The 14,549-nt window shown below is 58.4% G+C and carries 10 protein-coding genes; all 10 read left to right on the forward strand.

From position 1 onward, the window contains the following. The first annotated feature begins 57 nt into the window (after positions 1 to 57). Positions 58 to 2,418 (forward strand): helix-turn-helix domain-containing protein, encoded by a 2,361-nt coding sequence (locus EDC14_RS02910; RefSeq protein WP_165907751.1) that lies wholly within the window; start codon positions 58 to 60, stop codon positions 2,416 to 2,418. Positions 2,419 to 2,514: 96 nt separating this feature from the next. Beyond that, complete coding sequence (locus EDC14_RS02915; protein ID WP_132012673.1) at positions 2,515 to 2,802, forward strand: hypothetical protein; 288 nt, start codon at positions 2,515 to 2,517, stop codon at positions 2,800 to 2,802. Continuing rightward, positions 2,790 to 5,282, forward strand: coding sequence for a glycosylhydrolase-like jelly roll fold domain-containing protein (locus EDC14_RS02920; protein WP_132012674.1), 2,493 nt, complete (start codon positions 2,790 to 2,792; stop codon positions 5,280 to 5,282). Before EDC14_RS02915 ends, EDC14_RS02920 begins: the two co-directional genes overlap by 13 nt. 21 nt (positions 5,283 to 5,303) lie before the next feature. After that, a complete protein-coding gene (locus tag EDC14_RS02925) occupies positions 5,304 to 7,514 on the forward strand; it encodes a glycoside hydrolase family 88/105 protein (protein ID WP_132012675.1) in 2,211 nt (736 codons plus the stop codon). A 3-nt stretch (positions 7,515 to 7,517) separates the two neighbouring features. After that, a complete protein-coding gene (locus EDC14_RS02930; RefSeq protein WP_132012676.1) occupies positions 7,518 to 10,094 on the forward strand; it encodes an exo-rhamnogalacturonan lyase family protein in 2,577 nt (858 codons plus the stop codon). 109 nt (positions 10,095 to 10,203) lie between these two features. Beyond that, entirely contained in the window at positions 10,204 to 11,190 is a 987-nt protein-coding gene (yhfZ, locus tag EDC14_RS02935) for a GntR family transcriptional regulator YhfZ (RefSeq protein ID WP_243662785.1), read from the forward strand. A 51-nt stretch (positions 11,191 to 11,241) separates the two neighbouring features. Further along, entirely contained in the window at positions 11,242 to 11,619 is a 378-nt protein-coding gene (locus tag EDC14_RS02940) for a PRD domain-containing protein (RefSeq protein ID WP_132012677.1), read from the forward strand. Between the two features lie 3 nt (positions 11,620 to 11,622). Continuing rightward, a complete protein-coding gene (locus EDC14_RS02945; RefSeq protein ID WP_132012678.1) occupies positions 11,623 to 11,991 on the forward strand; it encodes a DUF2620 domain-containing protein in 369 nt (122 codons plus the stop codon). Positions 11,992 to 12,041: 50 nt separating this feature from the next. Further along, entirely contained in the window at positions 12,042 to 13,322 is a 1,281-nt protein-coding gene (locus EDC14_RS02950; RefSeq protein ID WP_132012679.1) for a YhfT family protein, read from the forward strand. A 102-nt stretch (positions 13,323 to 13,424) separates the two neighbouring features. Next, positions 13,425 to 14,546 (forward strand): amidase, encoded by a 1,122-nt coding sequence (locus EDC14_RS02955; protein WP_132012680.1) that lies wholly within the window; start codon positions 13,425 to 13,427, stop codon positions 14,544 to 14,546. Positions 14,547 to 14,549 lie beyond the last annotated feature (3 nt).

Raw genomic sequence — 14,549 nt, forward strand, 5'->3', positions numbered from 1 at the left:
GGCGCAAACGGCCAGGCCGGTATGAACGTATCCATTTATATGGATTGGAGAAAAGCGATGTTCAAAAAGTTTTTGGCGGCATTGCAGCAATGGATCGACTGGGAAAAAAACATCGGCCGGTTCTTTGCCTATTTTATTGTGGGAAACATGCTGGTGGCCGGGCTTTTTGGCGCGTTGCTTTATGTCCGTTCCGCCGGCTCGCTGGAGGCGCAAACGCTCGAAGCCAATCAGAACATGCTGCTTCAGCTGAATAAGTCGACCGATTTATTGCTGAACCAGGTCGATCAATATTTGAACCGGTTATCGCTGGATCCGTTTATCACCGAGTTCATTCAGCATTACAAAGGCCGGGATTTGGTGGGGCAATTTGAGATCAACGCCGCGATGGATAATAATTTGCTGTTGAACCAGTATATTAACTCGATCAACATCTTTTACCGCAAAGAAAACAAAGTATATTCCATTAATTGCGGCGTGCGGGATCTGGCGGACTTCCCCGACCGGCGGATCTTCGCCAAAATGAAAAACGGCGGCCTGAACTATTATAACTGGCTGCCTACCCGCAAACTGCTGGACGAGAAGTCCGGAAACATGATCGATGTGATCACGATCATCAAACCGATCCCGCTGGGCAGCTTTGATCCGATCGCCGTAGCCGCGGTCAATATCGATGAGGGTTTTCTCCGCAACAGCATGAATTCGATCATCACCAAAGAGCAGAATGAGCTCTTGGTAGTGGATGAACAGGGCCGTTTCATTTCCAGTAACCGGAGGGCCTTGTCGGACAGGTACTTCCGGAATAAACCGTATTTGCGCCATGTTTTTGAACAAAAATCCGGCAGCTATCCGGCACGGCTTAACCGCCAGAAAGTTTTGATCTCTTTTGTATCCTCGGAGAGTTACGGCTGGAAATATATCAGCATCGTTCCCTACCGGGCGATCGATGCGAAGATCGTCTTTTTCAGGGATTACGCGCTGATCGTCTCCCTTTTGGCAATTGTCCTGGGGATCGCCGTTGCGCTGTTCTTCTCCAACAAAATCTCCCGGCCGATTCAGCTGATTGCCGGACTCTTTAAAAACGGCGAGAAGCAGCCGGGCGAGAATGATATTTTGAAGTATATTGAAAAAAGCGTCAACCGCTTGGTTGAGCAGAATGAGCATATCGAAAAGGCCTTCCGGGAACATTTGCCGGTTTTACGGAATAACTTTCTCACCAGTTTGCTGATGGGTTGCATCGCCGACAGCCGGGAGATCGAGGCCAGATTTCAGTATTATGGGATTGACTTCGCGCAGCACGCCCAGTATATCGTATTCCTGATCTCGCTGGGTAATTATCGCGGCCTTTCCGGCAGGTTTTCCGAACGCCAGTTGAACCTGTTCGTGATCTCCCTGATGGAAGTTTTAAATAATCTGCCGGGCGGCGATTATCAAAAGATCGTGGTCAATACCAAAGCGCCGGAGATTGCCATGATCTTTGCCCTCCCGGCCCTGGACGACGACCTCTCATTCAAGCGGCAGATCAAGCTGATCGGCACTGAAATCCATCAGGCGGTGCAGTCCCATGTCCAGGGCGAGTTTGCCATTGCGGCGGGGACGCCGAAGCCCGAGATCGCCCGGATCGCCGACTCCTACCAGGAAGCCTTGGAAGCCCTTCATTACCGGGTTTTGAAAGGCAACGGCCGGGTGATTTGGTTTGAAGAGATTCAGGATCTCAAAGAGGCGAACTACCCCTATCCCTATCCCAAGGAAAAAGCGTTGATCAATCACCTCAAGCAGGGCGATATTGAATCGGCCCTCCGGCTCAACCATGATCTTTTCAAATTTTTCACCAGTTGCAGCGGCGCTTCGGGCGATGCCGCCGTTTACTTCTATATGCAACTGCTAAGTTCCGCCATTCAGTGCGCTTTGGAGATGGGGATCAATATTGAATCCTTATTGGGAGGGGCCAATCCCTACCGGGAACTCTTAAAATGCACCGACATCGCCGAGGTTCAGGATTGGTTCGCTGGTTTATTCAAAGAACTCTCCGAACAGGTCCAAAACCGTAAAAACGCCAAGAACCAGGGCGTGATCGAATCCATTGTGAAATACATCCGGGAGCATTACGATCAGGATTTGAGTCTAAAGGTACTATCCCAACAGGTTTTCTTAAGCGTTCCCTATCTAAGCGCGGTTTTCCGCGAGGAATACGGCAAACCGCTGAAACAATTCATCAATGAGGTCCGGATTGAGAAAGCCAAGCAATTTCTGGCCGATCCGGACTATCAGATCGCCGAGGTGGCTGAGAAAGTCGGGTACGACAGGGTTCATGCCTTTCTACGCCTTTTCAAGGAATACACCGGCATGACGCCGGGGCAATATCGCAAAACCATTATCTTTCATGAAAAGAGCCATCATTCCGATTTGGCTCTTCATTAGCAGCGTTGTGAAAAACCTCGGCCGGATGAGAGGCCGTTAAAAGATCGCTCTTTTGTGAAGCAAGGAACGATGGCAAGCGCTCCCGGAGTTACTTTTGTGGATAAAGATCTTCCTTTTGTGAATCAAAATCGCTCTTTTGTGAATAAAGATCGGTCTGCGATGATTCCAGATCGATCTTTTGTGGATAAAGATCTGTCTGGGATGATTTCAGATCGATCTTTTGTGAATCAAGATTTACCTTTTGGGGATCAAGATCTACCCGCTGTGAATCATGCGCTGCTTTTGGATCGGTTTGAACCTTCCCGGCAAATAAGTCGAGTTTTTCACTACTCTTCTAGAATAGCCGTAATAGGGTCAGGAGATCTGCAAAGATGGAAAAGTTAAAAGTTCAATTTTATCAGCCCGCCGCCGAGTTTGGCCCGCTGCCTTTCTGGTTCTGGAACGATGCCCTGGATGAGGCGGAAATCAGCCGGCAGATCCGGGATTTCCATACGAAAGGCGTTTCCGGCTGGGTGCTCCACCCCCGCATCGGAATTCCCAAGGATATTCCCTATTTATCGGATCGGTTCATGGGCCTGGTGAAACATGCCGTGCTGGAAGCGTCCAGCTACGGGATGAAAGTCGTCCTGTATGACGAGGGTATGTATCCATCCGGTTCGGCCCACGGAATGGTGGTGGCCGGCAACCCGGAGTTTGCCGCGCGCGGCCTGCGCGTGCGGGAATACCCGTGCCCCGGCCGGCTGGCCTTCAGCCCGGAACTGGACGCGGGAGAAACGGTCGTCGCGGTCCTGGCGGTCGTGAAATCGGCCGCCCAGGCCATTGAACCCGCCAGAACCAGAAAGCTGGCTTTTGAGGAGGACCGGGTCTGTTTTGAAAGACCGACGGAGGAAAATTGGTCGGTCCTGGTTTTTAGCGAGACTTTCACCCGGGGGACGATTCGCGGGATCCATTTCGGAGAGGACGATGGCGAACCGGAGGCGCCGCCGGCGGCCGATCTGCTCAACCCGGCGGCCGTCCGGAAATTTATCCGCCTGACGCACGACCGTTACTATGATGCGCTGCGCGAGTATTTCGGAAGCACCGTCATGGCAATGTTCACGGATGAGCCCGACGTTTTGGGAAGATGCGCCGCGCCGGATGTCAAGCCCTGGACCGGCGGTTTTCTGGAGCGCTTCCGCCAATGCGGCAATGACGAACTGGACTTGGCGGCATTATGGTTCGAGGCCGGTCCGGATACCGGGCTCAAGCGGAAAAATTACCGCCGGGCGGTGAATCAGAGGCTGGAATCCGCCTATTACCGCCAACTTTCCCAATGGTGCGCCGGGCATCGCATCGCGCTGACCGGACACCCCCATGAGAGCGATGATATCGGGTTGTTGCATTATTTTCACATTCCCGGCCAGGATATCGTCTGGCGCTGGGTGGCCCCGGAAGAGGGGCGGGGGCTGGAGGGACGGCACAGCACCGTCGGGAAATGCTCGGCGGACGCCGCCCGGCACCGCGGCAGGCGGCGCAACGCCAACGAGTGCTTCGGTTGTTGCGGCCCGCAAGGGATTCCTTGGGCGTTGACGATGGATGATATGAAATGGTACCTCGATTGGCTCTTCGTGCGCGGCGTGAATCTGATCTACCCCCATGCCTTTTATTACTCGCTCAACGGCGCAAAAAGAAGGGGAGAAAGGCCGCCCGATGTCGGGCCGCATAACATCTGGTGGCCCTATTACCGGACCCTCGCCAATTATATTAAGCGTTTGAGCTGGCTGATGACGGACAGCGTCAATGTCACTCCGGTAGCCGTCCTGTGTGAGGCGGACCGCTTGCCCTGGGCGGTCGTAAAGCCGCTATACCAGAATCAGCTGGAGTTTAACTATCTCGAAGATCGGCTTTTATCCTCCGCCGCCTGCCGCATCGCGGACGGCGCGATTTTCATTGCCCGGCAGCAGTACCGGGTGTTGGTGATCGATGATGCCGCCTTGGTGACGGAGAAACTCCGCGCCCGGTTACGCCGCTTCATGGCAGGCGGAGGAACGGTCATGCTGTACCAGCCGGCTCCGGACGCGACTTTGCCGGAAGGGGCGGTTGTGATCGCCACCGGCGCCGAGCTGGTGGCCGCCCTTGAAAAACGGGTAGTCCGCGATCTGCTGCTCCAGCCGGCCGATCCCAATTTGCGTGTGAGCCATGTGGTCAAAGAGAATCAGCATTTCTATCTGCTGGTCAATGAGGGTGAAACGCCAATCCAGGGCGAATTGCGGCTCCGAACGGACCGGTTGGTGGAAAGGTGGGATGCCTGGGAGGGGGAGATCAGCCAACCGGAGCTGATCCAACGGGATCGGCAATATCTGGGCTTCCCCCTTACGCTGCAGCGGCGGGAGAGCGCCATCATCCGGGTCGATCCTTCCCGGAAACCGGAAAGATTTCACTGCGGCGCGACGGAACCAAGCATCCGCGCCGCAGTGGCGCTGCAGCATGACTGGAAGATCGAAACCCCGGACGGGAAGATCCGGGCCGGCCGGGAGCTGGATTCATGGACCCGCTGGCCGGGCAGGGCGGATTTCTCCGGGACCGTGGTTTACGAAACCGTGTTTGAAATGGCGGCAACGCCGCGTTTTTCAAAGGTCGAGCTCGATTTGGGCCGGGTGGGCGAGATCGCCCATGTCGATATCAATGGGACGAGTGCCGGTTTCAAACTCTGGTCCCCTTATTCGTTGGACATCACAAAACTGGTAAAAGCCGGCGCCAATTCGCTGCGGGTCGAGGTCACCAACAGCCTGGCGAACCGGTTCAGCGGGGCGCGGCGGGATTCGGGGCTAATGGGGCCGGTCCGGATAAGGCTGATCGGCGAAACGGTTCCGATCCGCCGCTAAACAAGAAGGGAGCATCACGGCATGGGAAAGTATTTTGCGGAAAATGAGAGCATCTATGCCAGACAGGCCGATGATATCGGGAAAATTATCCAGACGATCGCCAGCCGCTACATCGGGGCCAATCCGCCTCATCCACTGACGTATCGGGCTTATTGCCGGAACGGGATCGGCCGGGCGCCGGATTACCGCTATCGCTTTGACTTGGCGGCGCTTTTTCCCGGGGCCGCCCCGGAGACCATGGTCTATGCCTGGGCGAAACTGTGGGGCGCCCAAGAAGGCCCGCTGAATTTGGCGGTCTCGGGATACGGTCCGGTCACCCTCTATTGGAATGGGCAATTGGTCTTTAAATCCAACATTATCAACGAGCGGTTCGGCGATCAGCGAAGCGCGGTGACGGTGTCGCTGAAGCAAGGCTGGAACGATATTGTCGTAAAATTCACCAAAACTCCGGCCGGTTTCGGCGGTTTGGTCGGCACCGCTTCGCCCAAGAATTTTCCGCTCTGTTTTCTGATGCCCTCGCCCGAACGGAACGGCCAGGAAGGATGGCTGTTCACCCCGCCGCTCATTGCCGAACTCAACGAACTGCCCAAGCAGGGAACGTCCGAAGCCGCCACCGGCTTGCAATGGTACCCGGAGCGGGAGTGGCCGGCGGCGCAATCGGCTATGGGCCAACTGCAAAGGCTCTACGGGTTGCCCAGGGGTTGCACCGGAATTGGCTGGACCAAAGCGTTTTTTCCCCACGGCGGTCTCGGCCGATACTCCTTGAAAGGTTTCAATCAGGGCCCGATCCAGATTTATCTCGCCGGCCAGCCCATCTATGCCTCCGCGGCCTCGGGCCGGTTCGATCTTCCGATCCAGGCGCCATTCGGCAAGCAGGATCTGCTGGTCCTGTGCGACTGCGAGGAACCGGAGCCGGACTGGGGGTTTGGGATCCAATTGAGCGACGGAGCGGCAACGGTTCCCTTGCAGACTCCGTATCCGGTTCACGGGGCCAAAGATCCCTGGCTTTACTGCGGGCCGTTTGCGGAATCCGCTCTCCCGGACCCCGCGGAGCTGCAAAAGATGGACCGGTTGTTTCCGGGCGCGGACGGCGGTTGCTATTGGCGGCTGGATCGGCCCGGGGTATGGGTCCGGCCGTATCTGGAAAATCAAAATTTCGGGCGCTGGAGCTACCCGCTGGGAGTCACTCTATACGGCCTCCTGCAAACGGGGAGGGTGCTGGGATGCGAAGCGCTGGTTGAGTACGTCCGGCAGCACGTGACGGCCTGCACGGCCATATTCCAATACGCCTTCTGGGACAAAGAACAGTATGGCGCGGCGGGGGTTCTGAACCAGCTGACCACCACCGACAGTCTCGACGACTGCGGCTCTTTCGGTTCGTTGCTGCTGGAAGCGGCCCGGACCGAAACGATCCCGGACTTTCGGGCGGTCGCCGATTTCGTGGCCGGTTATATCGAAGCTAGGCAGGCCCGGCTGCCGGACGGCGCCTTTTACCGCGAGAAGGCCTTTCACACCTTTATGGACGACACCCTCTGGGCGGATGACCTGTATATGAGCGTGCCGTTTCTCTGCCGCTATTACCGGCTGACCGGAGCGGCCCGCTACCTTGATGATGCCGTGAGGCAATTGCTCCTGTTCCACCGGTACCTTTACCTCCCGGAGCGGAAGATCATGTCCCATGTCTACGACGTAAAAATCGGCAAGGCCACCGGGGTGCCCTGGGGCAGGGGCAACGGCTGGGTACTGTTTTCCTGCGCGGAACTCCTGGCGTTCCTGCCGGATGCGCATCCCGACCGGCCCCGCCTGTTGCAGCTCTTCAATCAATTATGCGAAGGCTATCGGGCATTGCAGGATGAGACGGGAATGTGGCACCAGGTGCTCACGGACGTGGATTCGTATCCCGAGACCTCTTGCACGGCGATGTTTATTTATGCTTTCGCCCGCGGCGTGCGCTATGGCTGGTTGGAGGAGAAGGATCCCTATCTGCTGGCGGCCGTCAGGGGATGGGAGGGGCTTTCCCGCCAAGCCATCGACGATCACGGCAATATTTACGGCGTCTGCCGGGGCTCCGGTTTTTCCTTCAGCGCCGATTACTACAAGAATGACTTGTCGTGGAACTTCAATGATACGCATGGCGTCGGAATCGTCATGCTAGCCGGAGTGGAGCTCCTGGGTGCGGTCCAAGCCGCATCGCATCGGGAGCCAGCGACATTGGCCCCGAAAGGAGACTGAACGATGCCGAAGCATGATCGACCCATCCTCTTAAAATGGCTGAATGAAAAGCCGGCCCTGCCGGTGGGGGTGACCTGGGGCGTCCCTTGGGAGCAAGGCGTTTTGGGAAGGGACGAACCATTGGCCTTAACCAGTGCAACCGGACGGAAAATACCCGTCCAAAGCTGGCCCGCGGCCTATTGGCCCGATGGCAGCGTCAAATGGACCACTCATGCCGCCTGTCTGGCCGGCGCCGCTTTGACCGGGACCTACCAGCTCCAAAAGGGGGAGCCGACTCTTCCGGAACGGCCGTTGTCGGTCCGCGAGGCGGACGATCGGATCGAAATCGATACCGGCAGGCTGATCTGCAGCCTGAATAAAACCGGTCCGCTGATCTTCCGCGCCATCGCGATGGCGGGGAAGCAGATCTGTTCCGGCGGGAAGCTAATCGGTCTCCTCGAGACGGTGCGCCGGGAGGATGGCGTCATACTGCGCCGGGAAGAGCCTTTTGAGGGCCATATCGCACAAATTCGGATCGAACAGGACGGCCCGGTCCGCGCCGTGCTCCGGGTGGAGGGGAGCCACCGCTGCGTTGCGGACGGCCGCCAATGGCTGCCTTTCATTCTGCGCTGCTATTTCTATGCCGGACTGGACTCCATCCGGTTGGTTCACACTTTTATTTATGACGGGGACGCCCGCCGCGATTATCCCAAGGGCCTGGGGCTCCAGTTTAACGTGCCGCTCGGCGGCGAGCTGTACAACCGGCAGATCCGGCTGGCGGGGGACAGTGGCTTGTTTTGCGAGGCGGCGCAGTTTATATCGCGCTGTTATGCCGGATATGCGGAATCCTATCCGCAACAGGTGGCCGGCCGGGCCGTCGCGCCGGCGGCGGAGCGCAACGAAGGCCCGGCCGACCTGGTGCAGGACATGGCCGTCTGGGACAGTTTTAAAATCGTCCAGGACTCCGCCGATCATTACGTGATCCGCAAGCGGACCAAGCCGGAATGTTGCTGGATCGATGCGGCCCATGGCCGGCGTTCGCAGGGACTGGCTTTTTTAGGAGGCCCGCGGGGCGGATTGGCCGCCGCCCTCCGCAATTTCTGGCAAAAATACCCGTCATCCCTGGAGATCCAGCGCCTGTCGGGGCCCGAAGCCTGCCTGCGCCTGTGGCTGTGGACTCCGGATGCGGCGGCGATGGACTTGCGGCATTACGACACCGGGACGCATCCGGTCTCTTCTTACGAGGGGGCGGCGGAGCTGCGGAGCACCCCGGACGGGATCGCCAATACCAGCGAGATCAGTCTGTTCGGTTTTGACGCCATGCCGGCGCATCCGGAATTGCTGGAGCGCGCCGCGGTCGCGCAAGCCCCGGCGTTGCTGGTCTGCCGGCCCGAATACTACCATGCGGTAAAGGCTTTCGGGGTATGGAGCCTTCCGGAACGGGCGCATCCGGCCAAGGCCCGCCTGGAAGAGAAGCTGGCGGCGCTGCTCGACTTCTATCAGCAAGAAATCGAACAGCGGCGCTGGTATGGTTTTTGGAACTTCGGCGATCTGATGCACACCTATGATCCGGTGCGCCATGCCTGGCGTTACGATGTCGGCGGGTATGCCTGGCAGAATACCGAGCTGGTGCCGAATCTGTGGCTCTGGTACAGCTTCTTGCGGACCGGCGACGCGGCGCTCTTCCGGCTGGCGGAGGCCATGACCCGGCACACCAGCGAGGTGGATCTTTATCATCGCGGCGAGTACGCCGGACTCGGCTCGCGCCATAATGTGCTGCACTGGGGCTGCGGTTGCAAGGAAGCCCGGATCGGCATGGCCGGGCTGCACCGCTGCTATTATTATTTGACCGGGGACGAGCGGCTGGGGGAGATCATGGATGAAGTGAAAGACGCCGATGCGGCCACGGTGCGCCTCGACCCGATGCGGGCTTATTTCCCGAAGGACCGCTTCCCGACCCACGTCCGCAGCGGCCCCGACTGGGCGGCGTTCTGCGCCAACTGGCTGACCCGCTGGGAACGGCATGAGGACGCTTTTTACCGCGATAAGCTCCTGCGCGGCATGGCCAGCCTGAAAAAGATGCCGTTCCGGCTCTGTTCGGGCCCGACTTTCGGCTATGACCCGGCGACGGGAATCCTGCATTACCTGGGCGATGAAAACTACAGTTATCATATGGTGATCTGTTTCGGAGCGGCCGAGATCTGGATGGAACTGGCCGACCTGCTGCAAGATGACGAGTGGCGGGCCATGCTGGCCGAATTCGGCGAATTTTATGCCTTGAGCCCCGCGGAGAAAGCGCGGCGGAGCGGCGGCGGGATCACCGGCCAAGACTGGAGTTGGCCGATGTTCGCCGGCAGCCTCATGGCCTACGCGGCCCGCTACAAGAACGATCCCGAACTGGCGGCGCGGGCCTGGCGGGTGCTGTTGGCTGAGGAGAGTGGCTTTGGGACGGACGAATCGCTGCGGGTCGAAGCGGTCGCGACGCCGGGAGTCATCGCCAAGCTGAATGAGATTCCGGGGATCACCACCAATTGCGCCTCCATGTGGTCGCTGCGGATCATGGAAAGCCTGGAACTGATCGGGGATTGGATCGAGCCATAGCTGTTGAAACGGGGATTGGCCGCGTTCAATTCACTCAACCGGTCTCCGCAAGAAGGCAATGAAAAAAGGGTCCAGGAACCTATTGAATCCGCTTCGGGCGGGTGGTATAATGCAAAATATAATATACAGTAAATTGTACAATGATGAACGGGAAACGATGACTACGCTAAAAAATCAGTTAATGTCGAAAAACGGTTGGAACACCGTCCAATTGGCCCGGGAAATGCTGACCCATTTCGAAGGAGACCGGATCGAGACCGTCGGCTGGTATGCCGAGAAGCTTGGCACCGGCCGGGGCACCGTCCAGGCGGCGTTGAAGTTTCTGCAAACCGCCGGAGCCATCCGCCTGGAATCCCGCGGCCATCTGGGAACGACCATCCAGAGCCTCAATTATAAGCAGCTGTGGGAGATCGCCGATCTGGGGGCGGTCACCGCGGTCATGCCCCTGCCGTACTCCAAACGCTACGAAGGGTTGGCCACCGGACTGTACAAGGCCTTTGAAACCGCCGACATCCCGTTCAGCCTGGCCTTCATGCGGGGCGCCAACAAGCGGATGGAAGCGGTCCGCCTGGGACGATACCATTTCACCGTCATCTCCAAACTGGCCGCCGAGGCCGAGGCCAATTCCGCCTCGGGTTTCCGGATCATTCATCAATTCAGCGCCGGCAGCTATGTGGGCAACCACGTGGTGATCTTCCGCGACGGCCACGACGCCGCCATCCGGGACGGCATGCGGGTGGCCCTCGACTCGTCCTCGCTCGATCAGTATCTGCTCACCCGTTCCGAATGCGCCGGCAAGGAAGTAACCTACGTCGAAACCTCTTACGCCCAGATACTGTCGAAATTGAAGAACAATGAGATTGACGCGGCCATCTGGAATGAAGACGAGATTCGCGAGAAGAACCTGGATTTTAAGGTCGCTCCGTTGCAAAACGCCACCGCTTTGGGGATCCGTTCCGACGACACCACCGCGGTGATCGTGGTCAGTGAGGAAAACAGCAAGTTTGAGGCGATCTTGAAACGGTTCGTCGATTTTCAGGCAACCGAGGCAATTCAAAAAAAGGTCATTCGAGGAGAGCTGACTCCGGTCTATTGATTTTTTTACGATTAATATACAGAAAATTGTACATTACGGGAGGGCCTGAGGATGGACTTATTGTTGCAACAAAGGCTGGCGATTCTGTTGGCGGCGGGGGAGATCGACGAGCCGATTCAGGGCGCGGTCGTCGCTTTTGCCAAGGCGCTGGAGGAGCGGTTCGGGCTGGAGCTGGCCGAGGATAACGCCGCCATGTTCATCACCCATCTGGCCATGGCGCTGGCCCGGATCTGCCGGGGCGAAGCCGTGGCGGGGCTGGATGAGGCCGCCCTGGAAGAGCTGGCCGGCATCCCGGCCTACCATGAGCTGCCCGAGCTTTACCGGGGCTTGGAACGGCGGCTGGGGATCGCCATTCCGGAAGCGGAACAGAACTACATTACGCTCCACGCGTGCGTTTTAGTAGCCAAAAAAATGGACGGGAGGAAGTGAAACATGGTTAAGGTAGTGATCGGCGGCCAGATCGAAAAGGAGAATATCGCCCGGCTCGTCAGAGAACTCGGGGGAGACCAAATTCAGGTGGAGATCAAAAGCGACCTGCAGGCCGCCGCGGATGTCAAGGCCGGCAAGGCCGACTATTATCTGGGAGCCTGCCACACGGGCGGCGGCGGTGCCTTGAGCATGGCCATGGCGCTGCTTACCCGCGCCAAATGCGCCATTGTTTCCATGCCCGGAAAGCCGCCCCAGGAAGCGGAGATCGCCCGGGCGGTCGCGGAAGGGAGGGTTGCTTTCGGCTTCACCGGCGATCATTATGAAAAAGCGGTGACCCATATCGTCAGGGAAGTGTTGCAAGCCAAGGGATAAAACCTTTCATAGTTCTATTGCAAAAGATGGAGTAACAAAGGAGGGTAATGATGAAATTCATTCTGATCGCCTTGATTGGCGCGTTGGCCGCCATTATGGCCAATAAAGAGATTGCCGTGTTTAACGACGGCTTGCGCCCCATCCTCCCCGAGCACGCCGAGGGCAGAATGAGCCGGAAAGAGCTGGCCGCCACCTCGTTTGCCATGTGTTTTGGACTGGTCATCGGTTTCGGGATCCCCTTTTCGTTGACTGCGAGCATTCTGTTGATCCACTGCATCTTGTTGGGAACGGACATTATTGGAACCTTTTCGCCCGACGGCAAAAAAGGCTTGGTTATCGCCGGGGTGGTCGGCGCCCTTTACGGCATCGGCATTCTGGTGGGATTGGAAGGCGTGGTCAATGCCTTTAAGCTTCTGCCGGTGAACTTCATGGGCAGCCTCGGCCAGGTGGGCGCGCCGATCGTGATCGCCTTCGCAGCCTTCCCCGCATTGGCCACGGGTTATCAATACGGCGTCAAAAAAGGGCTTTTCACCCTGGTCATCTCGCTGCTGGCGCGGCAGCTGGCCGTGGTGATCGGGCCCATCAAGATAGGAACGGCCGCCATCACCATCAATCCCGAAGGCGCCGCGCTGATCGTCGGCATGATCATCCTGATCGTCTTCGCCATGCGCGAAAAATCCGATGAAACAGCGGTCGATCTGGCGTCGCTCTTCAGCGAACGGGTCAAGCGGATCAAGGCCAATGCTCCGCTCCTGATGGTGATGGGAGCGCTGATCGCCGGCGCCGCCGCTTATCATATCATGGCCGGCGATCCCATCTCCTTGAACCTGATGAAAGAGGGCAAATATCTGGATGCCGGTTTTGCCGCCCTGGCCCGGGGGATCGGGTTCATCCCGCTGATCGCCTCCACCGCCATCGCCACCGGCGTTTACGGCCCGGTCGGCATGACTTTTGTCTTTGCCATCGCCCTGTTCGTGGGGAATCCCTGGCTCGCCGCCGTCCTGGGAGCGGTCTGCATCGGGCTGGAAGTATTGCTTCTGGAAAAGGTGGCCGGATTCCTGGACAAATTCCCCGGCATGCGCCGTTCCGGGGAGAATATCCGGAACGCCATGTCCAAGCTGCTGGAAGTGGCGCTCCTGGTCGGCGGGATGAACGCCGCCAACGCCATGGCCCCGGGCATTGGATTTTATATGGTCATCGGGCTTTATATTTTAAATGAGATCGCCGGAAAACCGGTGGTGCGGATGGCGGTCGGTCCCATCGCCGCCATTCTGGTCGGAGTCCTCATCAATCTGCTGGCGCTGCTCGGGCTGTTTACTCCGCCGGCGTAGTTCATCATCGGTTGTTTTTCGTTGGGAACGGGAAACCAGAAAACAGGCTAACCTCCAGCCGAGGTTGACCTCGGCTGGAGGACGATAAGAGGGAAGCAGTCCATGGAAAATACATCCGTCAATGCCTTGCTGCAGATGCTGAAGATCTCCAAGGCCGCGCTACGGGCCGGGGAATTGCGGGGCCGGAGCGTCGTCTATCACCGCCGGGAAGTGCTGGACGAAGCCGCCGGCTTCCTGCGGGAGAACCCCGCCGGAACCCTGGTGCCGTTCGGGGTCAAAAATACCGCCCAGATCGGCGCCGCGCTGGTGGAACGGCTGCGGGCTCTCCCGGGATGGCTTTTTCATACGGTGGATAAAATGGCCGAGCGGGGCCGGGCCATCGATACCGACCTGGTCAATCCGCTGACCGGGCGGGTAATGACCGGGTCTTCCAGCGCTTCGTGCGTCCATATTCTCAAAGGCCTCAACGATTTGGCCATCGGGACCGACGGCGGCGGCTCGGTGCTGGCCCCGGCGCTCAGCACCGGGCTCTATGCCATCATGGCCAAGGGCTTGGGTCTGAAGGGCGACATCGCCCGGGTATCGACCGACCGGATTCCCTTTTTGCCGGGCTTGGGAGTGATCGCGAACCGCTATGAGCTTTGCCAAAAGGCCATTGCGGAGTTGACCGGGATCCCGCCGTTGAGTTCCGGGGAGTTGGATGCCCAACGGATCGTGGTGGCGCTCCCCAAACGCGGTTCGGCCGCCTTGCCGGACGGCCGAGATATGCGGCAGATGCTCGAAAAGGTCAGGGCGGCCCTGAGCGACCGGGTAACCTGGACGGAGCGGGAATTCCCCGCAACGGCCGAGCGTAACCCGTTGATCGCTTTTTGCCAGGAGCTGTTCAGGGAAGACGTTGACGTCGTGCTGACGATGGAAGGCCCGGTGGAACTCGAAGGGACCGGCGATTCGGTTTTGGGCCAGTGGGGATCGACAGGCGCGCGGCTCCAGCAGCAATCCGGCAAGTATTTGCTGAAAGTCGCCAACTTGGTCGACGCCACCGCCGTGGCGCTGCCCGCGGGTGAATTGGCCGCTGGATTGTTGCTGCTCGGACGCCCGGGAGTGGCCGCCGGACGGGCCGTGATCAAGCTGGGCGAACTGCTCCAGCCGCTGTACCCGGCGCCGGAGGTATTCACCCAATATTTCCGTGACGGCTATCAGGCAGAAGATAAGGGGTTTATTTAATCC

The organism is Hydrogenispora ethanolica, from assembly GCF_004340685.1.
In the GTDB taxonomy this organism is placed as follows: domain Bacteria; phylum Bacillota; class UBA4882; order UBA8346; family UBA8346; genus Hydrogenispora; species Hydrogenispora ethanolica.